The organism is Pseudomonas sp. PA-4-8C, from assembly GCF_021606625.1.
Lineage (GTDB): Bacteria > Pseudomonadota > Gammaproteobacteria > Pseudomonadales > Pseudomonadaceae > Aquipseudomonas > Aquipseudomonas lactis.
The window spans coordinates 1-25,565 of sequence record NZ_WKCD01000023.1 but is presented as its reverse complement, the minus strand read 5'-3'; the positions used below and the strand labels follow the sequence as shown (position 1 = coordinate 25,565).

22 protein-coding genes are annotated in these 25,565 nt (G+C 60.3%); 13 read left to right on the top strand and 9 right to left on the bottom strand.

The features are described from left to right. Positions 1-100: 100 nt before the first annotated feature. Complete coding sequence (locus GIW04_RS06750) at positions 101-1,552, top strand: mannose-1-phosphate guanylyltransferase/mannose-6-phosphate isomerase (RefSeq protein WP_032893494.1); 1,452 nt, start codon at positions 101-103, stop codon at positions 1,550-1,552. A gap of 103 nt (positions 1,553-1,655) precedes the next feature. Here the strand turns inward: GIW04_RS06750 and GIW04_RS06745 are convergent, their stop codons facing one another. After that, positions 1,656-5,117, bottom strand: coding sequence for a hypothetical protein (locus GIW04_RS06745; RefSeq protein WP_232964778.1), 3,462 nt, complete (start codon positions 5,115-5,117; stop codon positions 1,656-1,658). Between the two features lie 256 nt (positions 5,118-5,373). On the opposite strand from GIW04_RS06745, the gene GIW04_RS06740 reads away from it, so the two are divergent. Then, on the top strand, positions 5,374-5,838 hold the full coding sequence (locus tag GIW04_RS06740; RefSeq protein ID WP_003188721.1) for a hypothetical protein: 465 nt from the start codon (positions 5,374-5,376) through the stop codon (positions 5,836-5,838). A 14-nt stretch (positions 5,839-5,852) separates the two neighbouring features. Continuing rightward, entirely contained in the window at positions 5,853-6,665 is an 813-nt protein-coding gene (locus GIW04_RS06735) for an SDR family oxidoreductase (RefSeq protein ID WP_120248681.1), read from the top strand. On the opposite strand, the gene GIW04_RS06730 is transcribed toward GIW04_RS06735, so the two are convergent. Next, on the bottom strand, positions 6,662-7,519 hold the full coding sequence (locus tag GIW04_RS06730; protein ID WP_120248680.1) for a LysR family transcriptional regulator: 858 nt from the start codon (positions 7,517-7,519) through the stop codon (positions 6,662-6,664). The two genes, GIW04_RS06735 and GIW04_RS06730, sit on opposite strands and share 4 nt — an antisense overlap. 111 nt (positions 7,520-7,630) lie before the next feature. Between GIW04_RS06730 and GIW04_RS06725 the strand changes: the two genes are divergently transcribed. The 3 genes from GIW04_RS06725 (at position 7,631) to GIW04_RS06715 (ending at position 10,244) form a co-directional block, all read left to right on the top strand. Next, a complete protein-coding gene (locus GIW04_RS06725) occupies positions 7,631-8,818 on the top strand; it encodes an MFS transporter (RefSeq protein ID WP_120248679.1) in 1,188 nt (395 codons plus the stop codon). Next, on the top strand, positions 8,811-9,212 hold the full coding sequence (locus GIW04_RS06720; RefSeq protein ID WP_034134554.1) for a hypothetical protein: 402 nt from the start codon (positions 8,811-8,813) through the stop codon (positions 9,210-9,212). The genes GIW04_RS06725 and GIW04_RS06720 overlap by 8 nt, the downstream gene beginning before the upstream one ends. Before the next feature lie 105 nt (positions 9,213-9,317). After that, on the top strand, positions 9,318-10,244 hold the full coding sequence (locus GIW04_RS06715; RefSeq protein ID WP_120248678.1) for an NAD synthetase: 927 nt from the start codon (positions 9,318-9,320) through the stop codon (positions 10,242-10,244). A 457-nt stretch (positions 10,245-10,701) separates the two neighbouring features. Here GIW04_RS06715 and GIW04_RS06710 read toward each other — a convergent pair whose 3' ends face one another. The 4 genes from GIW04_RS06710 to GIW04_RS06695 are packed head-to-tail and all read right to left on the bottom strand — an operon-like array spanning position 10,702 to position 15,462. After that, positions 10,702-11,562 (bottom strand): efflux RND transporter periplasmic adaptor subunit, encoded by an 861-nt coding sequence (locus GIW04_RS06710; RefSeq protein ID WP_034134553.1) that lies wholly within the window; start codon positions 11,560-11,562, stop codon positions 10,702-10,704. Between the two features lie 10 nt (positions 11,563-11,572). Further along, positions 11,573-11,773, bottom strand: a complete 201-nt coding sequence (locus GIW04_RS06705) for a DUF1656 domain-containing protein (protein WP_003188711.1) — start codon at positions 11,771-11,773, stop codon at positions 11,573-11,575. Continuing rightward, complete coding sequence (locus GIW04_RS06700; RefSeq protein WP_120248677.1) at positions 11,763-13,940, bottom strand: FUSC family protein; 2,178 nt, start codon at positions 13,938-13,940, stop codon at positions 11,763-11,765. The genes GIW04_RS06705 and GIW04_RS06700 overlap by 11 nt, the downstream gene beginning before the upstream one ends. Positions 13,941-13,950: 10 nt before the next feature. Further along, on the bottom strand, positions 13,951-15,462 hold the full coding sequence (locus tag GIW04_RS06695; RefSeq protein WP_120248676.1) for an efflux transporter outer membrane subunit: 1,512 nt from the start codon (positions 15,460-15,462) through the stop codon (positions 13,951-13,953). A 181-nt stretch (positions 15,463-15,643) separates the two neighbouring features. Between GIW04_RS06695 and GIW04_RS06690 the strand changes: the two genes are divergently transcribed. After that, positions 15,644-16,612: a LysR family transcriptional regulator gene (locus GIW04_RS06690; RefSeq protein WP_034134550.1), complete on the top strand. Its 969-nt coding sequence runs from the start codon at positions 15,644-15,646 to the stop codon at positions 16,610-16,612. A gap of 54 nt (positions 16,613-16,666) precedes the next feature. Here the strand turns inward: GIW04_RS06690 and GIW04_RS06685 are convergent, their stop codons facing one another. Then, positions 16,667-17,059: a hypothetical protein gene (locus GIW04_RS06685; protein ID WP_147412277.1), complete on the bottom strand. Its 393-nt coding sequence runs from the start codon at positions 17,057-17,059 to the stop codon at positions 16,667-16,669. Between the two features lie 211 nt (positions 17,060-17,270). Between GIW04_RS06685 and GIW04_RS06680 the strand changes: the two genes are divergently transcribed. The 4 genes from GIW04_RS06680 to GIW04_RS06665 all read left to right on the top strand — a co-directional run bounded on the left by GIW04_RS06680 (position 17,271) and on the right by GIW04_RS06665 (position 21,023). Next, positions 17,271-18,245 carry a 2-hydroxyacid dehydrogenase gene (locus tag GIW04_RS06680; RefSeq protein WP_034134548.1) on the top strand — a complete coding sequence of 325 codons (975 nt, stop codon included), beginning with the start codon at positions 17,271-17,273 and terminating at the stop codon, positions 18,243-18,245. 537 nt (positions 18,246-18,782) lie between these two features. Further along, the gene (locus GIW04_RS06675) at positions 18,783-19,685 is read left to right on the top strand and encodes a chemotaxis protein CheV (protein WP_003188703.1); all 903 of its coding nucleotides are present in this window, start codon (positions 18,783-18,785) and stop codon (positions 19,683-19,685) included. A gap of 3 nt (positions 19,686-19,688) precedes the next feature. Continuing rightward, positions 19,689-20,171 (top strand): GNAT family N-acetyltransferase, encoded by a 483-nt coding sequence (locus GIW04_RS06670; RefSeq protein ID WP_003188701.1) that lies wholly within the window; start codon positions 19,689-19,691, stop codon positions 20,169-20,171. 108 nt (positions 20,172-20,279) lie between these two features. Continuing rightward, positions 20,280-21,023 carry a YkgJ family cysteine cluster protein gene (locus GIW04_RS06665; protein ID WP_003188699.1) on the top strand — a complete coding sequence of 248 codons (744 nt, stop codon included), beginning with the start codon at positions 20,280-20,282 and terminating at the stop codon, positions 21,021-21,023. Positions 21,024-21,532: 509 nt separating this feature from the next. On the opposite strand, the gene GIW04_RS06660 is transcribed toward GIW04_RS06665, so the two are convergent. Beyond that, positions 21,533-22,315 (bottom strand): transporter substrate-binding domain-containing protein, encoded by a 783-nt coding sequence (locus tag GIW04_RS06660; RefSeq protein WP_003188697.1) that lies wholly within the window; start codon positions 22,313-22,315, stop codon positions 21,533-21,535. 162 nt (positions 22,316-22,477) lie between these two features. Continuing rightward, positions 22,478-22,711, bottom strand: coding sequence for a hypothetical protein (locus tag GIW04_RS06655; RefSeq protein ID WP_003188695.1), 234 nt, complete (start codon positions 22,709-22,711; stop codon positions 22,478-22,480). A gap of 193 nt (positions 22,712-22,904) precedes the next feature. Between GIW04_RS06655 and GIW04_RS06650 the strand changes: the two genes are divergently transcribed. Further along, positions 22,905-24,071 carry an efflux RND transporter periplasmic adaptor subunit gene (locus GIW04_RS06650; RefSeq protein WP_120248674.1) on the top strand — a complete coding sequence of 389 codons (1,167 nt, stop codon included), beginning with the start codon at positions 22,905-22,907 and terminating at the stop codon, positions 24,069-24,071. Beyond that, a partial coding sequence (locus tag GIW04_RS06645; RefSeq protein ID WP_236478949.1) for an efflux RND transporter permease subunit occupies positions 24,068-25,565 on the top strand: 1,498 nt, incomplete at its 3' end. The genes GIW04_RS06650 and GIW04_RS06645, both read left to right, overlap by 4 nt.

Here is a 25,565-nt window from a genome sequence, read left to right as displayed (position 1 = left end):
TCCCACACTGAACGGGTTTCAGCTCAGGACCGAGACAAAAACAAGAGTGAAACGACAAACCTTCGTAGCTCTGACCCATATCGATTCAAGGAGAAACACCATGATCCCAGTAATCCTTTCCGGTGGTAGCGGCTCACGTCTTTGGCCGCTTTCCCGTAAACAGTTCCCCAAGCAATTCCTGGCTCTGACCGGCGAGCACACCTTGTTCCAGCAAACCCTGGAGCGCCTGGTGTTCGAAGGCATGGACGCCCCTATCGTGGTCTGCAACAAAGACCACCGTTTCATCGTCAACGAGCAACTGAGCGCACGCAAGCTCGACTGCCAGCGCATCCTGATGGAACCGTTCGGCCGCAACACTGCGCCGGCCGTGGCCCTGACCGCGATGATGCTGGTTAACGAAGGCCGTGACGACTTGATGCTGGTACTGCCCGCCGACCACGTGATCGACGACCAGAAAGCCCTGCAACGCGCACTGGCCCTGGCTACCGTGGCCGCCGAGCGTGGCGAGATGGTGCTGTTCGGCGTGCCAGCCACCCGCCCGGAAACCGGCTACGGCTACATCAAGTCCACCAACGATTCGCTGCTGCCTGAAGGCGTGAGCCGCGTGCAACAGTTCGTGGAAAAGCCCGATGAAAAACGTGCGGTCGAGTTCGTCAAAAGCGGCGGCTACTTCTGGAACAGCGGCATGTTCCTGTTCCGCGCCAGTCGCTTCCTCGAAGAGCTGAAAAAGCACGACCCGGACATCTACGACACCTGCGTGCTGACCCTGGAACGCAGCGAGCAGACCGCCGACACCGTGACCTTCGACGACGCCACCTTCGCCTGCTGCCCGGACAACTCCATCGACTACGCCGTGATGGAAAAAACCCAACGCGCCTGCGTGGTGCCATTGGCTGCTGGTTGGAGCGACGTAGGCTGCTGGGCCTCGCTGTGGGCGGTCAACGATAAAGACGCCAACGGCAACGTGAGCAAAGGCGACGTGGTGATCCAGGACAGCCGCAACTGCATGGTGCACGGCAACGGCAAACTGGTGTCGGTGATCGGCCTGGATAACATCGTGGTGGTGGAAACCAAGGACGCGATGATGATTGCCCACAAGGACAAGGTCCAGGGCGTCAAGCAGATGGTCAACACCCTCAACGAGCAAGGCCGCAGCGAAACCCAGAACCACTGCGAAGTCTATCGCCCGTGGGGTTCCTACGACTCGGTGGACATGGGCGGGCGCTTCCAGGTCAAGCACATCTCGGTCAAGCCGGGCGCGTGCCTGTCGCTGCAGATGCACCACCACCGCGCCGAACACTGGATCGTGGTGAGCGGCACCGCCGAAGTCACCTGTGACGAGAACGTGTTCCTGCTCTGCGAAAACCAGTCCACCTACATCCCGATTGCCTCGGTGCACCGCCTGCGCAACCCGGGCAAGATCCCGCTGGAGATCATCGAAGTGCAATCGGGCAGCTACCTGGGCGAGGACGATATCGAGCGCTTCGAAGATATCTACGGGCGCTCGACACCGGTTGAACGTGGCGTATCGGTGAAAACTATCGCGCAGTAAAACAGTCGTACAAGAAGCCCTCGTCCAGCCCATTGCGTCCCCTATCCGCAGTGGGTTGGGTGGGGGCTTTTTCCTACTTGCTCACCACGCTTTCAAGACGCCTTCAACCAAAATAGTCTGGAAACTTATTCGGCCCCAGATACAGGAAGTTCGACGGCGTCAGCTTGATTTCTTTGTCCATCTTAAGCTCGATAATCGAGCTGCCTGCCGTGACAGGGCCTAACTCCCGCGGGACTTGGTCAGTGCTGAATATCACCTTGTACTCCCCCCTTCCGGCATAGCGTTCGTTGCCCAGAAACAAAAGGGTTTCAACGTTTTCACTGTTGAGCTGCTGGCCTGGAGGGTTAACGTACACACCGCCCTTCGAACCCGCGCGCGTTTCATTACGCGTTAAGTCATTGATGCCCTGGGCCCGGGCTATCGCTTCTGCGCCTTCCTTGCTGGTGTAATGAATGTAAACAGGTTGCCCGTTATGAAAGCCCGAATCCAACACCGACTGCCAATTGTGATGATTGGCCAATACCTGACCAGGGGGTACCACTGCAGGCGAAGGAGGATTACCTTTGCGCCCCGGTTTTTGTTGTGGTGCAAGCCTGACACTCTCCGCATTCGCAGTTTTTTTGCCACCGCCGGCGTTGCCAGCCAATCGCCATTCGCCGTTGCCGGTCGGAACCAGCATCATTACCTGCTTCTGGCTATTGGGGTCGATAACACGCACAGGCTTGCCCGCGCCCTTGTAGTGCCGTTCAACCTGAAAGGTCCTGTCCTTTCCCGTACCATCAGTGAAGCGCACATAGAACTCTTCGCCGACTTGATACGTGCCATCCCCCCTTATCGTACGACCTTCAAGAAAGCCGTCTGGCAGTGCGTGCTCGCTGTAGTCGGGCAACTGACGTCCGGTCCCGGCTCCGTTTGATGCTGCGTTCGTCACCTGGGTAGGGTTGCCCACCTTGGACGATTGCTTGTGCAATATCTGTTGCAGCTCGCGATAGCTACTCTTGAGCAGCGACTTCCCCCCTTTTGCCAACCCCTCGACCAGATCCCCCAGCCCATCGGCAGGGTTCAAGCCGCCGGCCAATGACCGCACGACACTGTCGGAGGCTTTGAACGCTCGCGTTCCGAGTTTTTCGCTCAACTTGCTCAGCGCCCTGCCCGCCTGACCAACCCCTTTGGCGAATGGAACGATGAAACCGAAAATATCCAGTGCAAAGTCCAGAATCGCCGCGCCAGTATTGCCCTTGACTGCGTTTTCGATCGCATTTTTAAAGGGAATCAGTCCGGTCACAAAATCATGTCCCGCCTTGATGCCAGCCTCCTCCTTCTCCACTTCGGTGACGCCCTTCGCCCCGGCCTCCATCGCCTCCCGATCATGGAGCAGGTGGCCGGCTACCACCTCGGCGATCCTATCAAAACGAGGGTTCAGGTCGGTGACGGCATCGGCGTGCTGTCCTGCGCGAGGTTCAGGCATGTTCGGAGCGCTGATCGGAGCTGTCAGCAACCCGTCGCTGTACTGCTCAGGTCGCGCCTGCGTGCCATTTTCATAGGCCGCATAATCGACCCATATACCGATCCCCTTGGCCTGCGTCGTTTCGTAGGTCTCGGCATTCGCGACTCTCGGTGGGGGGTTAGGCAAATGCCTGGGCAAGTCTTCGCGTCGACGAATAACACCTTGCAGAGGGAACACTTCGTAATAAACATGGCGGATGTTTTTAGGGTCTTGATCGCTGCCGTTCTTATCAATTTTGGTTTGCACGCGCATCAACAGCCCGTAACGTGCTTTGGCTGCTCGTGCTTCGTCCGCCGACTCCGTTCCCTGAGCTTCGGCCGTGCTGGATTTACGTAAGGAAAAAAACTCGACCTTGCCCGACGCGATGGTTTGGCGATCTTCCAAAGGAAGCTGCGACAACTGATGCTTGACTGTCGTCGTCAGCCCTTCCTTCATATTTTTGAAGTAACTATCAAATTCGCTCTTGAACTGCTGATTCACATCAGGCAAAGGCTTGACCCTGGGGAAGCGGTTGCCGAGCTGGAAATCGTACCGCTCCCCTCGGGGAATACGGTTCATTTTGCCGGCCATGTAGATCTCTTCAAGCGAGTGCTCCTTGCTCTCGCTGGCATCGATATTGGCAATCTTTATGTTGCGCACATTGAATGAATATCCAGCACCATAGGCCGCTGTCAGATTTTTATTGGCGATGTCCCGGCGAGTCGGCATGGTGGCGGCCAGTTGGTCGTGGGCTTTTTTCAAGGCATTGAGTTGCGCATTAAAAGCCTCGTATACCGCGGCCACATCTTCCGGTGTATACGCGTCATCAGTCTTTTGAACCATCTTGTCCTGGGCAATTGCCCATTGAATCAAGGCATGGGTCTGGGCCTTGGCCTCGATTGCCGCCTGTGTGTCCGTGACAGGGCTATGCTCGGCCAAGCGCATAAACGTTTTGAAATCGGTATGCGTCGCTATACCCGGCGCCCAGAACTCCTGGGCTTGCACAACTGCCGAGAGCCTGGCAAACGTCGTCGACTTGAGCGTCAGGTTGTCGGGTAACCCCTTGACGATAAAGGCAGGCTCAGACCCCGCAAGTAGCAGGCGAGCGGCGGCGGCAGCCATTTCGGCAGGCACTTTGCCCTGTTCTACCAGGTGTTGCTCCAGACGCGACACCACTACCGAAGGATGTACATCCCTGTTGGCTGCCTGATAAAGATCATAGCCGGCCACCACACCACGCTGGTTGCCGGCCAGTGGGTCCAGCTCCAGTACCATGGCCGCCATCGCCCAGTTCGAGGGGTCAGTTGAAAGCGATGCATCGTCGACAGTTAGCGCAGTTTTCAGCGTTTGGCCCAAACCCGTAATCTGCGTACTTCCCATCATGCTGTCGAGGACTTGTGCGGCGCTCTTGCCCTGGAGCGAAGCGCCATGCTGCTCATAAAATGCGCAGAAAATGCCTTTCCCGGGCGACAGCCGCGCCATTTCTGCCTGTGTTATTTCGCTGACCTTCTTGCGTTGCTCACTGTCCAGTGTCGCTGACTCAGACAACAATCCCCAGTGGTTGCCGTGCTCTGCGGGCTCGGGCAAGGGTTCTTTGAGCACTGCAATCAAATTTGCCAGTTGCCCGATGTCTTTCGGAATCAGCAACTGATTTTCCCGCAAGAACCAGGCAACCGAATCTTCATCGCCCGCTTCAATTCCATAGGCGCGCGCGAATGCGGAATACTCATGAACGGAAAACTTTTTCGTTTCCAACAACGTCGTAATATCCAGATTCGACTCCTTGACCAAGGCATCGTGAATTTGCTGCAACGCCCCGACCAAGCGATAGTTGTTCTGGATGTTCCCCGTCAGCTCTTGCCAATAACTGAGGGGCTGCCCGGCGATAAGCGACGCGTCGCCAGTAGCAGGGTTTTCCAATTCAGTACTGCGTCGAAGCCGAGGTAACCCGCGCGCATTCGATGGCGAATAGGGTTGAGTGTCTTCGTGGCCCATTGCCGGTGGTACCACCGGCGCCAAGGGCGTTGTAGGAAGCCGCGGCGGTTGCACGAAGGACGGACTGGAAGCAAGGGTGATCATGGGTTTCTATCTCACGCAAGATGACTGGGACTTGGGCTTGTCGATGTAATCGTTCCGACAGGTTTAAGTGCGTCTTGAGTGTCGATTCATACAAAAAAACGCGATAAAAACTTATTTAGGTTTATGTCAAAAAACGATGCTGCCACTCGATTGTCTTGCTTGCGATGACGTAATCCAGTCCCAACACATCGCTCAAGGTAGCCAATCCCACCTAAGCTTAAGTTAGGATGCTGGTTACTTACTTGAGGTGGCCTCCATGTTCTTCGGCGTTCTCCTGATCATCACCTGGCTGGTCCTGCTGCTGCGCTACCCGGCCAAGGCGCTGCCGGTATCGTTGGCCGCTGCCGTCGGCCTGGGGTTTGTCGCAGTGTGGGTGGTATGGCTGGACAACCGCGAAGCGTCGCAACTGGCACGCCTTGAGCTGCGTATCAGCTATGCCCCGCAAGACTGCCCCGCCGACCGACCGCTCAAACTGACCCTCAACAACGGCAACGACGTACCGCTCACCGAACTGCGCTGGCGCGTCGCCGCCTATGCACCGGGCGATACGGTCAACCTGGCCGACAACGTCTACGCCGCCCCACGCTATCGCGGCCCCGGCGAGTTGCAGGCGGGCGCCACCTGGGAAGACTGCCTGCCCACCCCGCCGCTGCGCCCTGGCTATCGCCCACAAACCCTGGAATTTCGCGCCGAGCACCTGCAAGGCAGTTTCTCGGACTGACAAAGGATGGACCCATGCCCAACGTACTGATCACCGGTTGCTCCAGCGGCATCGGCCGTGCCCTCGCCGATGCGTTCAAAGCCGCAGGCTTTGAGGTATGGGCCAGCGCCCGCCGACCCGATGACGTCGCCGCCCTCGCGGCCGCAGGCTTCAATGCTGTGCAGTTGGACGTCAATGACTGCGCCGCTTTACAACTCCTGGCCGAGCAATTGAGCGAGCTAGATGTACTGGTCAACAACGCTGGCTACGGCGCCATGGGCCCGTTGCTCGACGGCGGTACCGAGGCGATGAAACGCCAATTCGAAACCAATGTGTTTTCCATCGTCGGCGTGACCCAGGCGCTGTTCCCGGCCTTGCGTCGCAGCAAGGGCCTGGTGGTGAATATCGGCAGTGTTTCCGGCGTATTGGTGACGCCGTTCGCCGGCGCCTATTGCGCATCCAAAGCCGCTGTGCATGCGTTGAGCGACGCCCTGCGCATGGAGCTGGCACCGTTTGGCGTGCGCGTGATGGAAGTGCAGCCCGGTGCGATCAATACCAGCTTTGCCAAGAATGCCGGCGCCCAGGCCGAATTGCTGATCCACGAACAGTCGCCATGGTGGCCGTTGCGCGAGGGCATTCGTGCACGTAGCCAAGCATCCCAGGACAAGCCAACCCCAGCCAGTGAATTTGCCGCAGACGTGCTCAAGGCGGTGCAGCAAGGGCAACCACCGCGTCTGCTGCGCTCGGGCAACGGCAGCCGGGCGCTGCCGTTGATGGCGGCGCTGGTGCCCAAGGGGTTGTTGGAGAAGGTGTTGAGGAAGCGTTTTGGCTTGGGCGGTACGCTCTAAGGCTTCATGAAATCAATAAACGCCCGCACCTTCAGCGGTAAATGCCGCGTGTCCGGGTAGATCGCGTAGACCCCTTGCGGGGCAAAGCGATGGTCCGCCAACAGGCGCACCAAGCGTCCCGCGTCCAGATCCTCCTGCACCAGCCACTGCGGCAGAACCGCCACACCGTGGCCGCGCACGGCAAACGCCTGGAGGACCGACGCGCTGTCGGCCACCAACGCGGACGGGCCGGCCCGATAAGGGTGTTCGCGACCTGCCGGGTCGGTGACGCTCAGCTCGGTCAAGCGGCCATGGCCCAGCCTGGGCAGCTGCTCCAACTCAGCCAGAGTTTGAACTGCGGCAAACTGCGGCGCCGCGACGGCAAACACCTCGAACGTCGATAACTGCACGGCGCGATGATTGGAGTCCATCAAGCGCCCCAGCCGTATTGCCACGTCAAAACGCTCGGAGATCAGGTCGGCGTGGGTGGAAGATGTGGATAAGTGGATGTTCAGGTCCGGGTGCAGGCGGCGAAAGGCTTCTACCGCCGGGGCGACCACAGCCAGGGCATATTCCACGGTGGTGGTGATACGCAGGGTGCCTTTGAGTTGGGCATGCTCACTGCGGGCTTCCTCTACCGCCAGGCGGGCCTCTTCAAGCATGCGCGTGCAGCGCAGGTAGAAGCGTTCGCCGGCATCGGTGAGCGCCAACTGACGAGTGTTGCGGGTCAGCAGGGTGACGCCAAGTTCCGCCTCCAGACGCTTGAGGTTGAAGCTGACCACGGCGCGAGTCTGGCCCAGCAGGCCCGCAGCGGCGGTGAGCGAACCGGCCTCGACCACGGCCTTGAAGGTGTCAAAACGGTCCAGGCTGACCATGGTGGACGCCCTCCTTTGTCAAAATATTTTTGACAAACTAGCAGGCAAACCGGCGTATCCCAAACCCTGCGTGCGGCCTACCCTGCCGGCCTCACTCGCAGGATCGCGTTCATGACCTACCGTTCAAAAGTCGCCTGGATCTTTTTATTGGGTTTTGCCCTGGACCTGGTAAACATGTTTGTCGCCACCGTCGCCTACCCGGACATCGCCCGCGAGCTGCACGCCTCGGTCACGCAACTGGCGTGGATCAGCAACGCCTACATGCTCGGGCTGACCCTGATCATTCCCTTGAGTGTGTGGTTGGCGGCGATGATGGGCGAACGCACGCTGATCGCCACCAGCCTGCTGCTGTTCGCCGGTGCCTCAGTGATGGTGGGCCAGGCCGGGTCCATCGAGGCGTTGATTGGCTGGCGCGCAGTGCAAGGGCTTGGCGGCGGCTTGCTGATTCCCGTGGGGCAAGCCATGGCGTACCGTCACTTTCCCGCCGCCGAGCGCAGCCAGTTGACGGCGCGAGTGATGTCGGTGGCGTTGCTGGTGCCGGCGCTATCGCCAGCGTTGGGTGGGGTGATTGTCGACAGTGTTTCATGGCGCTGGATTTTCTACACCAACCTGCCCCTGGCCATGATCACCCTGCTGCTGGCCTTGCTGTGGATAAAGCCCGACGCGCCTGCGAGCGTGCGTCCGCCCTTGGACTTGGGCGCTGTGTTCAAACAAGTCGCCAGCCCGATGCTGCGCGTGGCGATGCTGGTGTACCTGTGTGTCCCCGGCGTGTTTATCGGCACCAGCCTGATCGCCATCCTTTATGTGCGCAGCCTGGGCTATGACGCCACCCAGACCGGCGCGCTGATGCTGCCCTGGGCGCTGGCCTCGGCAGTGGCAATCTACCTGAGCAAGAAACGCTTCAATCGCTACGGCCCCAAACCCTTGCTGCTGGCGGGCATGGCGCTGCAAGGTGCTGGCATCCTGTTGCTCAACGAACCCGCCCTGATCATTGCGGCCTACGCGCTGATGGGCCTGGGCGGCAGCCTGTGCAGCAGCACCGCGCAAACCCTGGCCTTTCTCGACATCCCCGCCGAGCGCATGGGCCATGCCAGCGCCCTGTGGAATATCAACCGCCAAGTGAGCTTCTGCGTCGGCGCCGCCGTGCTCAGCGCAATGCTGTCGGCCTTGGATTCCTTTGCCATAACCCTCACGATGGCGGCAGCCTTGACGCTGTTGCCACTTTTCGCCGTGCTGCGCCTGGATACCTCCAGGGTACGCGCACTGCTTCACCCCTCCAGCGAGCCTGACCATGATTGACTACAGTGATTTTTTTGAAGAAGTGATCCACACCCACGTCGAGATCGAGCAATGGTTTGCTGGGGTTGCGCCTCCCGGGACGTTGGAGAGTTTGCTCGCGCGCTTCTCACCCGAGTTCAGCATGATCGCCCCTGCGACTGGCACACGAGTGAATACGGCGGGTGTCATTGCACTATTCACCCGCCTGGGCGGGATGCGTCCAGGGCTGAAAATCACCCTGAGTGAAATGACCGGTATCGACCGCCACGCACGCGGTGCCACGGTCACGTATCGCGAGCATCAGATTGACGACAGCGGCACCCAGACCGACCGCCGCGCTACCGTGGTATTCGAAAAGCAGGCCAGTGGTGCGCTGTTGTGGCGCCACTTGCACGAGACTTTTGTAGCGCCATGAGATAACCGCCCAGCCGCTTCCTACAAAAAACAGCGAACGGCCTGACATCATTCCAAGGAAGCTATCCCCAGGCTCTTTCACCTCTGCTTAAGCACAGGTGAAAGGATGCCCAGCCATTTCCTGAGAAGCGGTGTGCCGGATGCGCACACCACGACTCGCCAGCGGCTAATCAGTCTGCTGGACCTGCCCAAACTCTATCGAACCATTGACGCTGACCCGGCCATCGTCGGCGCCGGCGTAGTGCATATCGGCAGTGATTATCAGGTGACGGTGCTGCGTGAGTTTGTACCGCTGTGCAGTATCAGACCCAAGCGGGTGATTCTGCGGGAGATAGCGGAGCCAGTGATGACTGCCGATGACTATGCAGAGTTGACGGCGAATTCGCCTCGTGAATCTCAGCTATGGCGGGAAGCATCGGGGCTGGCGACTTCCTGCGCAGGGGCAGTGGTTGGCTTCATCATTGCGAAAACGGGAATCGCGGCAGCGCCATTCAGTGGGGGGACCAGTCTGACCGTGACCTACATTGCTTACAGCGCTACGGCTGCCAGCGCCTTGCAGTGTGCAAATAGTTCCTGGAGAACCACCAACGAATTAATCAACCCCGCAAAGAATGACTATTACGACAGCCTAAGCTGGTACCAAGCAATGACCGTTGTCTTGGATACAATTTCATTGGTCGGCGCAGGTACAACCACGTTCGCTACAGTAAGAACAGTAATGGCCATCAAACGTTCGACCGGGCGTAATCTGACAGACATATTGAGACACATGAGCCGCCAAGAGCGTGCAAAGTTAACAGCCGAAGTTCTACGATTGCAGAACCCTCGCCATCCTCGCGAAATAATTCGCCTCAAACAACTGTCCGGACAATTACCCAAACGCTACACCAACCCCCAATTGCGTTTGGGCATTCTCACTCAAATAAAAGACCAAGTGGGAGCTACTTTGGCCATTGGTAGCAGCACCTTTTTCGGAAACATCAACCACATAATCATCGCCCTGTATGAAGAACTCTCAGAATATGACTTATAGCGTCGATCCCTTCCGTGAATATCGAATTTGGCGCCGTTACGCCTATCGATTCTTACCGTCATTCGGTAGCGCTCTGCTGCTTGGCCTGAACAATATTGCTATAAACATGGCGCTCAGCCTGTCGTACTACGCAAAAGCCAATCATCTACCGACTGAGTTTTCGTTCGGAACCGGTATGGCACTTTGTCTGATTTTTTTTGTAGGCCAAGTGATGTTGTGTGAAGGATTCAGGCATGCGCCTCGAATACTCATACCTATCGCCATCGTGAATATCCTGCTCGCGATAAGCTACCTAGCTAGTCACCCAGCGACACTGCTCAACTTATCCCCTCTGATCACATCCCTGCTCTACATCCTGATCCTAAATTCGAAGAGTCATCGCCGATACACCAGCATGTTGAGGGTAAAGCGTCGGCGCAAAATCAGGGCAAATGCGCCATTCCCTTAGTCCCACTGTTCAGTTTGGCGCCGATTTTACAATCACCGTGCAGGTAATCCCGGCCGCCAACAGCACGCCTTCCGGCACTTCATCAATGTGAATCCGCACCGGCACACGCTGGGCCAACCGCACCCAGTTGAAGGTCGGGTTTACATCGGCGATCAGTTCTCGGCTCTCGGGGTTATCGCGGTCGTAAATGCCGCGCGAGATGCTTTCCACATGGCCCTTCAAGGTCTCGCCGCTCATCAACTGCATATCGGCTGTGTCACCCACCTTCACATGGGGCAGTTTGGTTTCTTCAAAGAAGCCGTAGACCCAGAACGAATTCATATCCACCACAGCCATCTTCGCCTCGCCAATACGCGCATAGTCGCCGCGATGCACATTGAGGTTGGTGACGTAGCCGTCCACCGCCGCCAGCACTCGCGTACGTTTCAAGTTGAGTTCGGCGGCCTCCAGTTGCGCCAGGGCGTGCTGATAATCGGCCAGGGCCGAGTCGGCGATGTTGCTGGCGTCGTCGCGGTTCTCCTTGGAGATCACCAGGGCGTCCAGGTCGGCACGGCGGTGAGCGTTGACCTTGCGCATTTCCCAGGTGGCCTTGCGTGAGGCCACCAACGATTGCGCTTGCTTGACGGCAATGCGGTAGTGCTCGGGGTCGATCTGCATCAGCAGGTCGCCTTTTTTCACCAACTGGTTATCACGTACCGGCACGTCCACCACTTCACCGGTGACGTCAGCCGCCACATTGATAATGTCGGCGCGCACCCGGCCATCGCGGGTCCACGGCGTTTGCATGTAGTGCACCCACAACGTGCGGCCAATCCAGATCGCCAACGCCAGAACCAGCAAGGTGGCGAGCAGGCTGAAGAACTTTTTCATCGGGGCATTCTCAACGGTAGACGCTCAGCGCCAGGGCGCCGAACAGGCAAGCGAACAGGCTCAGGCGCAGCAGCGCCGGGTGCCAGAAAAACCGATACAGGTCGAACCCGGCCAGGAAGCGGTCAACCGCCCAGGCCAGCCCCGCGGCGATCAGGAACATCAGGGTCATGGTCGGCATATAGATGCCGTGGAATGCAATTTCACGAGGCATTCGGGGCTCCTTTGAGGGCGGCCAGAGGCGATTGCGGGTCCAGCAACGAGGTGCGAATAAAGTGCAGGTAGCTCTTCACCCGGCGCAGGGCCGAGGTGTCGAAGTGCGGGGCGAAGGGTTCGTCGGTGGCCTGCACGCGGCTGATCGCATGGTCGACGGCAATCAACCCGCGCTCCAGGTTGCTGGCGCTGGGTTGCAGGAACAGCCGCACCAGCGAGCGCCCCATCACGCGGATCGCCTGGCGCCACGGCTGGGACTCGGCATACGCCGGGTGCACCGGCAAAATCGCCTGCTCCTTGCGCAGCTCGATGATCGCGTGGCCGACCTCCAGCACCACGAACATCCAGCGCAGCAAATCGCGCTGCACCTGCGGCTGGCCGGCCGCGAGGCCATACGCCTGGTGCAGCAGGTCGCGGGTGCGGCTTTCAAAGCTCGACGCCAGGCCCTTGAGCTTGCCGCTGATGGCATACACCACTTGCTCACGCAGGTCTTGTTCCAGGCGGCGCCACAACCAGCGGCTATTGGGCGGCAGAATGATCGCCCCCGCCGCCGCGCACACCAGCATGCCGATGACCATGGCGATGTAGTCGTTGATAAAGGTGTAGGGGTTGTAGACCGTGAGGTTGTCCGGCACCGAACCGGTACTGAAGAAGATCAGCAGGCCTACGCCCACACCGGCATATCGCGGGCGTGAAGACAGAAAGGCACCAAAGATGATCACCGGCGCAAGCATCACGCACAGCAACGGGAAGCCATCGATCCAGGGGAACACGAAGAACATTTCGACAAAGCCGACCAAGGCGCCGATCAAGGTGCCGCAGGCCATCTGGAACGCCATGCGCTTGGGGTTGGGCGTGGCGGCGGACAAGCCCACCGTGGCCGCCGCGATCAGGGTCATGGTGGCGCCGCTGGGCCAGGCCGTGGCCACCCAGTAACTGCCCAGCACAACCAGGATAAACGAGGCCCGTACACCGGCCGCGGCGCAGGCCAACCAGTTGGTTTTTGGTGTGTAGGCTTCGTGCCAATCCTCCCGCGCATGGCGATGCTCGGCCAGGGACGCGTGGGTTTGCGCGTAGTTGTGCAGGTCGTCGACGAAGCGATACAGCAGCTCGTAGGCGGTGTGGAAATCCAACTGCTCGGCGTCCGTCGGGTTGTCCTCCTGAAAGCTCGCCCGCAGGCTGCGCACCTTGGCGGGCAGGCCATCCTTGTAGGCGCTCAGTTGGTTGACCAGGCGCGCGGCATCGGGGCTGGTGAGGGCGCGGCCAGAGAAGCTGTCGAGCACTTCGGCCAGGTCTTGCAGGCCGGGTTTGATCGCTGCCACCACATGGTCGGCCTCATCGGCGCGCAAGCGTTCCAGCAACTGGTGCAAGGCGTTGAAGCGGGTGGTGATGCTCATGAATTCGCTGTTGAGGCGACTGAGCCGCCCATTGCGTCGACGCATGTGCGGGTCTTCGAACACGGTGACGCTGCGCAAGCCTTCCAGGCCCACGGCTTCGGCAATAAAGCGCACGTTGCTGGCCTCGAAGCCTTCGCGCTGGCTGCGCCCGCGCAGGCCGTCCGTCACAAACAGCGCGAACACACCAAAGCGCTGGTACAACGCGTTGCGCATGGCGGCGCTGGAGGTCTGCGGCAGGATGGCGGCGCTGACCAGTGTCGAGCACAGTATCCCCAGGGAAATTTCCAACACCCGCCACACCGCCGCCATGAAGGCGCCGTCCGGGTGGGCCAGGGCCGGCAGGCCGACCATCGCCGCGGTGTAGCCGGCGAGCACAAACCCATAGGCGCGAAAGTTGCGATTGCGTGTGGCGCCAGCGGTGCAAATGCCCACCCAGATCGCCAGCGCACCGAGGAACAGTTCGGTGTTCTGCGCAAACAAGGCGATCAACAGCACCATCACCGCCGAGCCTGCCAAAGTCCCGAGGAAACGGTAGAAACTCTTGGCGAACACCTGGCCGCTCTGGGGCTGCATCACGATAAATACGGTGATCATCGCCGTGCGCGGTTGCGGCAGTTCCAGGCGCATGGCCAGCCACAGCGTCAGGAATGCGGCGACCAGCACTTTGAAGATATACACCCAGGTCACGCCATCGCTGCGTGCCCAGTCGAAGAAACCACGGCGCCACTCAAGGGAATGCAGCCAGCGCAGCGGTGCAGGCAAGGGAGTCATTAAGGCCTACTCAGTGATCAAACACGGCGAGCGCCGCCGGGGTCTTGCTTGGGCGTGTCTTGGCATCGGTGGGCACATCGTCTCCCGCACCGACGCCGCCGCCCAGGGCGGTCACCAATTCCGCATGGGCGCTCAAGCGCGCCGCCTGCACCTGTTGTTCGATCTGCTGCTGGCGAAACAACAAGGTTTGGGCGTTGAGCACGTTGAGGTAGTCAGTGAGGCCACGCTGATAGGCGATCATGGCGATGTCGTAGGTTTTCTGCGCCGAGGCCACTGACTGCGCGGCGAAGGCCGATTGCTTGTCCATGGACTCGCGACGGATCAACTGGTCGCTGATGCCCTTGAGCGCATTGACCAGGGTCTGGTTGTACTGGGCCACCGCGATGTCATAGCCGGCACTGGCTTCACCCAATTGCGCACGCAGACGGCCGCCATCGAAGATCGGCAAGGTAATCGCCGGGCCGACGTTGTAGTTGAATTTCTTGCCGGCCAGAAATTCCAGCATGCCGCCGCCAGTGGCCATGTAGCCGAGGCTGCCGACCAGGTCGACGTTGGGGTAGAACCCGGCGTGGGCTACATCGATGCCCCGTGCCTGGGCCGCAACCTGCCAGCGACTGGCAACCACGTCCGGGCGTTGGCCGAGCAACTGCGCGGGCAGGCTGGAGGGTAATTTCAACGGCGCGGCGAGGGCCAGGGTCGGGCGCTGCAACTGCGCGCCCTCCCCCGGGCCTTTGCCGGCCAACGCCGCCAATTGGTTGCGGCTCAGGGCGATTTCCTCGTCCAGGGCATCCCGTTGGCGATGGGTCTCCGGCAGCGGAGTTTCGGCCTGGCTGACGTCAAAGTGAGTGCCGATCCCGGCGGCCAGGCGTTTGTTGGCCAGGTCCAGGATCTGCTGTTGCTGGGCCAGGGTAGCGGCCGCGATGTCACGGTTGGCGTACTGCAACGACAGCTGGATATAGGCGCGCACTACGTTGTTTTGCAGTTCGAGCTGGGCCAGGCGCGCTTCGGCGGCACTCATGTGCGCCAGGTCGACGGCGCGTTCGGTCGTGTTGCTTTCCCGGCCCCACAGGTCGAGGGCGTAGCTCAGGCCCAGGGACGAATTGTTGTCCCAGGTGTTGGCGCCGCTCAATTCGCCGGGGCCGTAGAACTGATCCTTCGGCCAGTTGTGGCGCTTGAGGGTGGTGTCGCTGTTGATCTGCAGCGACTCGGCCGACTCGGCCACCCCGGCCAGCGCCCGGGCTTGGCGCACACGGGCGGCGGCCACGGCCAGGCTGGGGCTGTTATGGGTGGCGAGCTCGACCCAACGGTTGAGCTGCGGGTCGCCGTAGGCCTGCCACCATTGGGCGGTGGGCCAGTGGGCGTCGCGGGCGGCGCTCTGGATCGCGACATCGGTGGCCAGGGTATTGGCGTTGATCGCCTGGCCTTGGGGGGCGATTCCTCCGGTTCCGATGCAACCGCTGATGACTGACGTTAAAGCCCAAACACTGAGAGTCTTCAGCTCTCTGCTGATGCGACGCGGCACGGCAAGCGAATTCCTGAGAGGGTGTTGCGCAAGAGGTGGCGCAATTCTAGGCGGCGCCAGGGAGGACGATAAGCTGGTATTCCTGTGAATCTTTGTTACCGTTCAGGCGATAATCCGTTGGTAGGGATCACTCAAAGCGTAACTTTCTGTCACAATTTGCTATCTCCCTTGAGAACACTCCATGGACACTTTGCAAAACATGCGCGCCTTCAGTTGTGTGGCCGAAGCCGGCAGCTTCACCGCCGCCGCCGTGCAACTGGACACCACCACGGCCAACGTCTCGCGCGCGGTCTCCAACCTTGAGGCCCACCTGCAAACCCGCTTGCTCAACCGCACCACCCGGCGCATCGCGCTGACCGAAGCCGGCAAACGCTATTTGCTGCGCTGCGAGCAGATCCTCGCCTACGTCGAGGAAGCCGAGGCCGAAGCCAGCGACGCCCACGCGCGCCCGGCCGGGCAGTTGAAAGTGCACACCATGACCGGCATCGGCCAGCATTTCGTCATTGATGCGATTGCCCGCTACCGCCGCACCCATCCCGACGTGACCTTCGACCTGACCCTGGCCAACCGCGTGCCGGACCTGCTCGACGAGGGCTACGACGTGTCCATCGTGCTGGCCAGCGAACTGCCAGACTCAGGTTTCGTGTCCCAGCGCCTGGGCATCACCTATAGCATCGCCTGCGCCTCGCCGGACTACGTCAAGGCCAAGGGCTGCGCGCAACGCCCCCAGGACTTGCTCAACCACGCGTGCCTGCGCCTGGTCAGCCCGGTGGTCCAGCTGGACAAATGGACCTTCAACGGCCCTGAAGGCCAGGAAAGCGTGGCGATCAACAGCTCGCCGTTCCTGGTGAACTCGGCCGACGCAATGAAAACCGCGATCACCAGCGGCATGGGCGTCGGCCTGCTGCCGGTGTACGCCGCCATCGAAGGGCTGCGCAACGGCACACTGGTACGGGTGATGCCGACCTACCGCTCCCAGGAGCTGAACCTGTACGCCATCTACCCCTCGCGCCAATACCTGGATGCGAAGATCAAGACGTGGGTGGAATACCTGCGCGGTTCGTTGCCGGAGATTCTGGCGGCGCACCAGGCGGAGTTGGTGGCATATGAGTTGAGCGGTGGTTTGGGTGGTGCTCGCTTGAGTAATTGAGCCACGTATGCGGTGACTTTTTGAACAGGTCACCGCATGCCTTGATAGGAAGCATCACTTGACGGTAAAGGTCGTCCACTCAGAGGTTTCTTTGTCGTCGATGAAGTAAACACAAAGACCAAGCTCGTTTTTATGCAATTTTTCAATATTTTCCTTGGGCACGGTAACAATGTAAGGCTTCACCTCTTTCACTGTAACGGTCTCGTTATAGTCGCCATCCGACGGTTTATTGCTGAACAGATACAAAGTGAAATTTTGATCCGCCTGCATCGTGTCGTAATCCACCCCAACCTTCAGCCCGGTCGCAGGCACACGATCTACATGCAACTCGCCATTGACGATCAGTTCGATCGTGGGTGCCTTCGGCAAAGCCTCGCCAGACTCGTTGCGTGTTTTACCATCGGCTAACAGCTGCCTGATTCGCTTTATCTCATCGTTGATATTCATAAGGGTGGTCTCCTGTTTAACAAAGGCATTAACAACGGCCTTGAAAAACGAGGATAAGACCTCACGCATTGACCGAATAGCTCGTACCTTTCACAGTTGACAGGTATTCAAACTAGTGAAACAGCAGTTTGAGCGATTAAAACCCTGCAAAACTGTTAGCGGGAATGTTAGCGTGCTTGGCATTCTTCCGTAGTCGATGAGCCCGCCTGCCATGAAAAAGACTGTCCTGGCCTTCAGCCGTATCACCCCACCGATGATCGAACGCCTGCAACAGGATTTCGAGGTAATCGCGCCCAACCCCAAGCTGGGTGACGTCAACGCACAGTTCAACGAAGCCCTGCCCCATGCCCATGGTTTGATCGGCGTGGGCCGCAAGCTGGGCCGCGAGCAGCTTGAAAGCGCGAGCAAGCTGGAGGTGGTGTCCAGCGTGTCGGTAGGCTACGACAACTACGACGTGCCGTACTTCAACGAGCGCGGGATCATGCTCACCAACACCCCCGATGTACTCACCGAAAGCACTGCCGACCTGGCCTTTGCGTTGCTGATGAGCAGCGCACGGCGCGTGGCCGAATTGGATGCCTGGACCAAGGCCGGCCAATGGAAAGCCAGCGTGGGCGCGCCGCTGTTTGGTTGCGATGTGCACGGCAAGACCCTGGGCATTGTCGGCATGGGCAATATTGGCGCAGCCGTGGCCCGGCGTGGGCGCCTGGGCTTCAATATGCCGATCCTTTACAGCGGCAACAGCCGCAAGACCGCGCTGGAGCAAGAACTGGGCGCGCAGTTTTGCAGCCTGGATCAGCTGCTGGCCGAGGCGGATTTCGTTTGCCTGGTGGTGCCGTTGAGCGACAAGACCCGTCACCTGATCAGCACACGGGAGCTGGCGTTGATGAAGCCCAGCGCGATCCTGATCAATATCTCCCGTGGGCCGGTGGTGGATGAACCGGCGCTGGTCGAAGCCCTGCAAACCCAACGCATTCGTGGTGCCGGGCTGGATGTGTATGAAAAGGAACCGCTGGCTGAATCGCCGCTGTTCCAGTTGAGCAATGCCGTGACCCTGCCGCATATTGGTTCGGCCACCGGTGAAACCCGCGAAGCCATGGCCAACCGCGCGTTGGACAACCTGCGCAGCGCGCTGCTGGGTCAACGCCCCCAGGACCTGGTGAACCCGCAGGTCTGGAAGGGCTGATACTGGAATTAATGTGGGAGCTGGCTTGCCTGCGATGACGGCCTACCAGCCGACGCCTATCTACCTGACACCCCACGATCCAACTGTGGGAGCGGGCTTGCTCGCGAAGGCGGGCTGGCAGTCAACACGGTTGGATTGTGTACATATCCATTGCTGCGGTAACGGCCGCTTAGGGTTCCGCTCTGACAGCGGGTCACTTTTGGAAAAGAGCCCGGAATGCCGGCCCAGCCAAAAGTAACCAAAAGGGCTCTTGCCCCACCACTCGGCACCTCGCTTAGGCTCGGTGTGCCCGTAATCCGCCAGCGTGGTTTAACGGGGCGCCTGAGATCAAAAGCAGATCAAGATCAAGAGCGGCTCGCTTCGCATCGTGGTTACCGGTGGCTGCGGCGAACTGCACAGTTGTGTAGATACCTATGGCCATCGCAGGCAAGCCAGCTTGCACATAAACAGTGGCCGACACAAAATCCGGTTAAAGCCCCGGCCAGCCAAGTCGATAACTCTCTATAGATCGTCATCCCTGATCCACAGAAGGTTTTTATGTCCACCACCAAAGCCCGCGCAGACTCACTCTCGCTTCTGCTCTTTACCTTGCGCAGCGGCAAGCTGATGGCCATCAACCTGTTGAAAGTCAGCGAGATCATCCCCTGCCCGCCATTGACCAGGCTGCCGGAGTCTCACCCGCACGTCAAAGGCATCGCCACCTTGCGCGGCGCTTCGTTGTCGGTGATCGACTTGAGCCGCGCCCTGGGTGAAATGCCCTTGCAAGACCCGGACGGCGGCTGCCTGATCGTCACCGATGTCAGCCGTTCCAAGCAGGGCCTGCATGTGCAGGCGGTGAGCAAAATCGTGCATTGCCTGACTACCGATATCCGCCCGCCGCCCTACGGCTCCGGCGGCAATCGGGCGTTTATCACCGGGGTTACCCAGGTGGAAGGTGGCCTGGTGCAGGTGCTGGATATCGAGAAAGTCATCCATGGCATCGCCCCGGCACCGGTTGAAGCGGCGCCGACCGACCTGACCATGGAAGAAGCCGAAGTGCTGGGCAATGCCCGCATCCTGGTGGTGGACGACAGCCAGGTGGCCTTGCAGCAATCGGTACACACCCTGCGCAACCTCGGCCTGACCTGCCACACCGCCCGCAGCGCCAAGGAAGCCATCGACGTGTTGCTGGAGCTGCAAGGCACGGTTGAACAGATCAACGTGGTGGTGTCAGACATCGAAATGTCTGAGATGGACGGCTACGCCCTCACCCGCACCTTGCGCGAAACCCCGGATTTCAAGGACCTCTACGTGCTGTTGCACACCTCGTTGGACAGCGCGATGAACAGCGAAAAAGCACGCCTGGCCGGTGCCGACTCGGTACTCACCAAGTTCTCATCCCCAGAGTTGACCAAGTGCCTGGTCATCGCCGCGCAAACCGTGGCGCAAAAGGGCCTGTAAGCCTTGGCCGAGTATTACCAGCTCCTGCGTCGCGACCTCACCGGCAGCCTGCCCGCCCCGCAGTGGCCAGCGGATACCCGGCTGGATCATTATCGCGATGAACTGGCCCCGGCGATCCATGCCGTGCTGCGCATGACCCAGGACCAGGGCGGCGGCCGTGTCGGCCACCTGGAGGAGTGGCGCCGGCAGTTCGTCACCGATGCCGAGTACGACCCGACGCTGTGCCTGGTGGCCAGTAACCGCGGCGGTATTCTCGCGGTGGCGCAATGCTGGACCAGCGCCTTTATCAAGAACCTGGCCGTCCACCCCTGTGCCCAAGGCCAAGGGCTGGGCCGCGCCTTGCTGCTGCACAGCTTCCAGGTGTTCAAGCAGCGCGGCGAACCCTATGTGGACCTCAAGGTGCTGGAGAGCAACCTGCGCGCCCGCCAACTGTATGAAAGTGCGGGCATGGAGTTTGTGCTGCGCGACATCCTATCCAAGGGCTGACCCTCACTGGCGCATAACTTGCTTCCAGAGCCCCTGAGCGGTCGATAGAGGTAAAAACCCGTCACCCCTCAAGCGTGCCCTCTGACCTTGCCTGGTGACAGATCCACCATGAACACACACTTTTCCTGCGTCGGTTGCGGCAAATGCTGCAGCGACCATCACGTGCCCCTGACCCTCGAAGAAGCCCGCAGCTGGGCGGCGGACGGCGGTAACGTCATCGTTCTGGTCGAGGGCTTTCTCGGCAACGGCCTGGGCCTGCCCTTGCAACAACGGGAACACGCCGAACGCCGTTCAGTGATCGTGCCCAGCGGCACTACCGAGGCATTTGTGGCAATCACCTTTGCCGCCTACAACGCCGGACGCTGCCGGAATCTTGACGAAGACAACCGCTGCCGCATCTACGAACGGCGCCCGCTGGTGTGCCGCATCTACCCGATGGAAATAAACCCGCATATCCCGCTGAACCCAGGCGCCAAAGACTGCCCGCCGGAATCCTGGGAACAAGGCCCGGCGCTGATCGTCGGTGGTGAATTGATGGACGCGCAACTGGCCGAACTGATTCGCCGTTCGCGCCAGGCCGACCGTGATGACGTACAGACCAAGGAAGCCGTATGCGCGTTGCTCGGCATCCGCACGACCGCCCTCAAGGGCGACGGGTTTACCGCGTACTTGCCGGACATGCAGGCGTTTGCCCAGGCGATTGAACTGGCGATTGAACAGCCGGCGGTGGCCAATGAATGGGTGTTTCATGTGTCCGGGATGGACATCGCCGAACAGGTGCTGGATGCCGGGGCACAAATTGCCACAGAAGTGCCGGCCAATTATGCGTTTATCTCGCTGAGAGCGGCTTAGGTCGCTGGGGCCTCATGGCGGCATAGGGAACGACACAACTGTAGTTCGCAGCAACCAACGCTAACCACGATGCGAAGCGAGCCGCTCTTGATCTGCTTTTGATCTCAAGCGCCCCGTTAAACCACGCTGGCCGGAATTCGACAGTGATTTGGGGGGTAAACCGGCAGGGATGCCGGTTTAGCCGCCCCGCGCCATGGATGGCGCGTGGCGGCGGCCCCCCAAATCACTGACGAATTACGGGCACACCGAGCCTGAGCGAGGTGCCGAGTGGTGGGGCAAGAGCCTTTTGCTTACTTTTGGCTGGGCCGGCATTCCGGCTCTTTTCAAAAGTGAGCCGCTGTCAGAGCGGAACCCCAAGTGGCCGTTACCGCAGGAATGGATATGTACACAATCCAACTGTGTCGACTGGGAGGCCGTCATCGCAGGCAAGCCAGCTCCCACATTTGGACTGCGGGGTGTCAGGTAGATAGGCGCCTCACGGGTGCAGAGCGGCACTCACACATTCGCGATCATGAATGGGGCGGCAATACATCGAGCCGATACGGCTGAAGAATGCGCTGGTACTCGCCATTCTGCATCAATTGCTCAAGCGCATGATTAAGCTCATTACGCAACGCCGTATCGGTTTTTCGCACCGCAATCGCCACGCTATTACCCAGCAGGCCCGACGACACAGGCGGCCCCATGTAATCGAAGTCCAGCCCCTGGGGCGTGTCGAGCAGGGCTTCACGGATCTCCACCGCGCCTTGCAGGGTCGCGTCGATATCGCCCGAAACCAGACCCTGCACCAGTTGGTCGTTGAGCCAGAAACTCCTGATGATCACTCCCGCCGGCGCCCACTTCGACAGGGCAAAGGCTTCGCGATTACTGCGCACCAGCACCCCGACACGCTTGCCCCTGAGCGAGCGCCGATCAGGGCGCAGGCCCGAGGTTTTACGCGCCACCAGCCGAGTGGTGATCGGGTAGAGGTCATCGGTAAAACTCACCCGTCGCCGCCGACTGCAGGTGGGCGCCATGCCCATGATCGCGTCGAACTGTCTGGCTTCAAGGGCCGGGAAGTTTTCCATCACGACCTGGTCAACCCAGGTACAGCGCACGTTGAGCTGCTCGCACAGGGCATTGCCCAGTTCGATATTCAGCCCCACCAATTGCCCTTGGGCGTTGCGGCTTTGAAAGGGCGGAAAATGCGCGGCAACGGCGAAACGGATTTCACGCCGAGGTTGAACGTCGGCGGCGACGGCACTCGTCGAGAGCAAGAGAGCAAGCACTGCACAGAGGTGTATCAGGGCCACGGGAATGTCCTTTTCCGGAAAGCTGACTCACCACGTCCCGATGGGCGTCATCGGGACGAAGCAAACGCTGTGCAAGCTTTCAAGAATCGGTCGCGGACCTACAAGCAGAAATGTCCACGGGCGATGTAGGCAACTGCCTATAACGCACGCAACGCTTTAATCTCAGCGTTTACCCATCGAGCGGCGAGTGCCCGGAGGCGCCATGCCTGGCGTCTTGGTATGCCCGTTCTTGGCGCCGCCTTTGTACCAGGGCTGGCTGGCATTCTTGGCACCGGCCAGCTCACCCGGCTTGAAGGGGAACTTGAACGCCGGGATCTCGGCTTTTTCAACGCCGTCGGCGGTAGCCGGATCGACGAGGTCGGCCGCGTCGACAGCGGGTTGGGTTGGGGAAGTCATAAGGGCTCCGGCACAGCTAATAGGTGTAAAAGCGCGAGTATACGGGGCCTGAGCTGCCAGCAGTAACTTCAAGCGACAAGCTCACATGGCCTAGCTGTCACGGCTGTCAGTTTGCCGTCACCGTGCTGACGGCGGAACAGCGCTATAAAGGACGTTCCGAACTCCAACTTGTAGTTTCCGCCGGCGTCCTCCTATGCAGATCAAACGAAACGTGGCCCTGATGCTGGGTGCTCTCCTGATACTGGCCGTTGCAGCCTGGGCGTTAACCCGGCCGGCCAAGACCCGCCTGGCAGCGCCTACCGCCATTCCTGTGCGGGTGGTGAGCGTGACGCAACAGGATGTGCCTCGGTTTGTCAGCGGCATCGGCTCGGTGTTGTCATTGCACAGCGTGGTGATTCGTCCGCAAATCGACGGCATCCTCACCCAACTGTTGGTCAAGGAAGGCCAATCGGTGGAGGCCGGTGACCTGCTGGCTACCATCGATGACCGCTCAATCCGCGCCAGCCTCGACCAGGCCAGGGCGCAACTCGGTGAAAGCCAGGCGCAGTTGCAAGTAGCATTGGTCAACCTCAAGCGCTACAAAGCGCTGAGCATCGACGACGGTGTGTCGAAGCAGACCTACGACCAGCAACAGGCGCTGGTCAACCAGCTCAAGGCCACGGCGCAAGGTAATCAAGCGGCCATCGATGCGGCTCAGGTACAACTTTCCTATACCCAGATTCGCTCCCCGGTCAGCGGCCGAGTGGGCATCCGCAATGTGGACGAAGGTAATTTCCTGCGCATGAGCGATACCCTGGGGCTGTTTACCGTCACCCAGCTCGACCCGATTGCCGTTGAGTTTTCCTTGCCACAGCAGATGCTGCCAACCTTGCAGGGCCTGATCGCCGCCGCCACCCGGGCCACCGTCGACGCCTACCTGGGCGCCGACACCGATGGCCAGACCGGCGACCTGCTCGGCGAAGGCCACCTGAGCCTGATCGACAACCAGATCAGCTCCACCACCGGCACCCTGCGGGCCAAGGCCGAGTTCAGCAACCCGGCGCATAAGCTATGGCCGGGGCAATTGGTGACCATCAAGATCCAGACGGCCCTCGACAAGAACGCCCTGGTGGTACCGCCGACCGTGGTGCAGCGCGGCCTGGACTCACATTTCGTGTACCGCGTAAGCGCTGACAAAGCCGAGGTGGTGCCGGTGCAGGTCGCCTACCAGAACAGCGACATCAATATCATCAAAGGCGTGCAGGCCGGCGATGTGCTGGTCAGCGATGGGCAGTCGCGGCTCAAGGCCGGCGCCCAGGTGACGGTGCTCAAGGAGCCGCCGCAAGTGATCCACACCGCCAACGCCCAGGTGCAACCATGAGCGCCAGCCGGTCGCCCTCGGCCTGGTGCGTTGATCACCCGGTCGCCACCTTGCTGCTGACTTTCGCCCTGGTGCTGCTGGGGATCATTGCCTTCCCGAACCTGGCCGTCGCGCCACTGCCGGAAGCGGAATTCCCGACGATTCAGGTCACCGCGCAACTGCCCGGCGCCAGCCCGGACACCATGGCCTCATCGGTGGCCACGCCTCTTGAGGTGCAATTCAGTGCCATCCCCGGCATGACCCAGATGACCTCCAGCAGCGCGTTGGGCTCCAGCCTCTTGACCCTGCAGTTCACCCTGGAAAAAAGCATCGATACCGCCGCCCAGGAAGTGCAGGCCGCGATCAACACCGCGTCCGGCAAGCTGCCCAGCGACATGCCGAGCTTGCCTACCTGGAGGAAGGTCAACCCGGCGGACAGCCCGGTGCTGATCCTCAGCGTCAGTTCCAGCAGCATGCCCAGCACCGAGCTGAGCGACTACGTGGAAACCCTGCTGGCGCGCCAGATCAGCCAGATCGACGGCGTCGGCCAGATCAACATCACCGGCCAGCAACGCCCGGCGATCCGCGTGCAAGCGGCCCCTGAAAAGCTCGCGGCCATCGGCCTGACCCTCGCCGACATACGCCTGGCCATCCAGCAGTCGAGCCTCAACCTGGCCAAGGGCGCGATCTATGGCGAGAACAGCGTGTCCACCCTGTCGACCAACGATCAGCTGTTTCACCCGGAGGAATACGGCCAACTGATCGTTTCCTACAAGGACGGTGCGCCGGTTCAACTGCGCGATATCGCCAAGGTTATCAACGGCTCGGAAAACGCCTACGTACAAGCCTGGTCCGGCGATACCCCAGGGGTGAACCTGGTGATTTCGCGCCAGCCCGGCGCCAACATCGTCGACACCGTTGACCGCATCCAGGCCGAACTGCCGCGCCTGCAAGGCATGTTGCCGGCCTCGGTGCAGGTCAGCGTGTTGACCGACCGCACCAAGACCATCCGCGCTTCACTGCATGAAGTGGAAATGACCCTGCTGATCGCCATCCTGCTGGTGGTGGCGGTGATGGCGTTGTTCCTGCGCCAACTGTCGGCGACACTGATTGTGTCTGCGGTGCTGGGTGTCTCGCTGGTGGCCAGTTTTGCCCTTATGTACGTGATGGGGTTCAGCCTGAACAACCTGACCCTGGTCGCTATCGTGATCGCCGTGGGCTTCGTGGTGGACGATGCGATTGTGGTGGTGGAGAACATCCATCGGCACCTGGAGGCCGGCCTGGGCAAGCGCGAAGCGGCGATCAAGGGCTCCGGCGAAATTGGCTTTACCGTGGTGTCCATCAGCTTCTCGCTGGTAGCAGCGTTTATTCCGCTGTTGTTCATGGGCGGTGTGGTCGGGCGGTTGTTCAAGGAATTTGCGCTGACGGCCACCGCGACCATTCTGATTTCGGTCGTGGTTTCGCTGACATTGGCACCGACGCTGGCCGCCTTGTTCATGCGCGCCCCTTCCCACC

Excerpts from the sequence above, each read along its gene's own strand:
- GIW04_RS06690 (WP_034134550.1), top strand. The coding sequence starts at position 15,644 with ATGGACACTTTGCAAAACATGCGCGCCTTCAGTTGTGTGGCCGAAGCC.
- GIW04_RS06675 (WP_003188703.1), top strand. The coding sequence starts at position 18,783 with ATGTCCACCACCAAAGCCCGCGCAGACTCACTCTCGCTTCTGCTCTTT.
- GIW04_RS06730 (WP_120248680.1), bottom strand. The coding sequence starts at position 7,519 with ATGGTCAGCCTGGACCGTTTTGACACCTTCAAGGCCGTGGTCGAGGCC.
- GIW04_RS06740 (WP_003188721.1), top strand. The coding sequence starts at position 5,374 with ATGTTCTTCGGCGTTCTCCTGATCATCACCTGGCTGGTCCTGCTGCTG.
- GIW04_RS06700 (WP_120248677.1), bottom strand. The coding sequence starts at position 13,940 with ATGACTCCCTTGCCTGCACCGCTGCGCTGGCTGCATTCCCTTGAGTGG.
- GIW04_RS06655 (WP_003188695.1), bottom strand. The coding sequence starts at position 22,711 with ATGACTTCCCCAACCCAACCCGCTGTCGACGCGGCCGACCTCGTCGAT.
- GIW04_RS06750 (WP_032893494.1), top strand. The coding sequence starts at position 101 with ATGATCCCAGTAATCCTTTCCGGTGGTAGCGGCTCACGTCTTTGGCCG.
- GIW04_RS06680 (WP_034134548.1), top strand. The coding sequence starts at position 17,271 with ATGAAAAAGACTGTCCTGGCCTTCAGCCGTATCACCCCACCGATGATC.
- GIW04_RS06685 (WP_147412277.1), bottom strand. The coding sequence starts at position 17,059 with ATGAATATCAACGATGAGATAAAGCGAATCAGGCAGCTGTTAGCCGAT.
- GIW04_RS06650 (WP_120248674.1), top strand. The coding sequence starts at position 22,905 with ATGCAGATCAAACGAAACGTGGCCCTGATGCTGGGTGCTCTCCTGATA.
- GIW04_RS06705 (WP_003188711.1), bottom strand. The coding sequence starts at position 11,773 with ATGCCTCGTGAAATTGCATTCCACGGCATCTATATGCCGACCATGACC.
- GIW04_RS06745 (WP_232964778.1), bottom strand. The coding sequence starts at position 5,117 with ATGATCACCCTTGCTTCCAGTCCGTCCTTCGTGCAACCGCCGCGGCTT.
- GIW04_RS06735 (WP_120248681.1), top strand. The coding sequence starts at position 5,853 with ATGCCCAACGTACTGATCACCGGTTGCTCCAGCGGCATCGGCCGTGCC.
- GIW04_RS06665 (WP_003188699.1), top strand. The coding sequence starts at position 20,280 with ATGAACACACACTTTTCCTGCGTCGGTTGCGGCAAATGCTGCAGCGAC.
- GIW04_RS06710 (WP_034134553.1), bottom strand. The coding sequence starts at position 11,562 with ATGAAAAAGTTCTTCAGCCTGCTCGCCACCTTGCTGGTTCTGGCGTTG.
- GIW04_RS06720 (WP_034134554.1), top strand. The coding sequence starts at position 8,811 with ATGATTGACTACAGTGATTTTTTTGAAGAAGTGATCCACACCCACGTC.
- GIW04_RS06715 (WP_120248678.1), top strand. The coding sequence starts at position 9,318 with ATGCCCAGCCATTTCCTGAGAAGCGGTGTGCCGGATGCGCACACCACG.
- GIW04_RS06725 (WP_120248679.1), top strand. The coding sequence starts at position 7,631 with ATGACCTACCGTTCAAAAGTCGCCTGGATCTTTTTATTGGGTTTTGCC.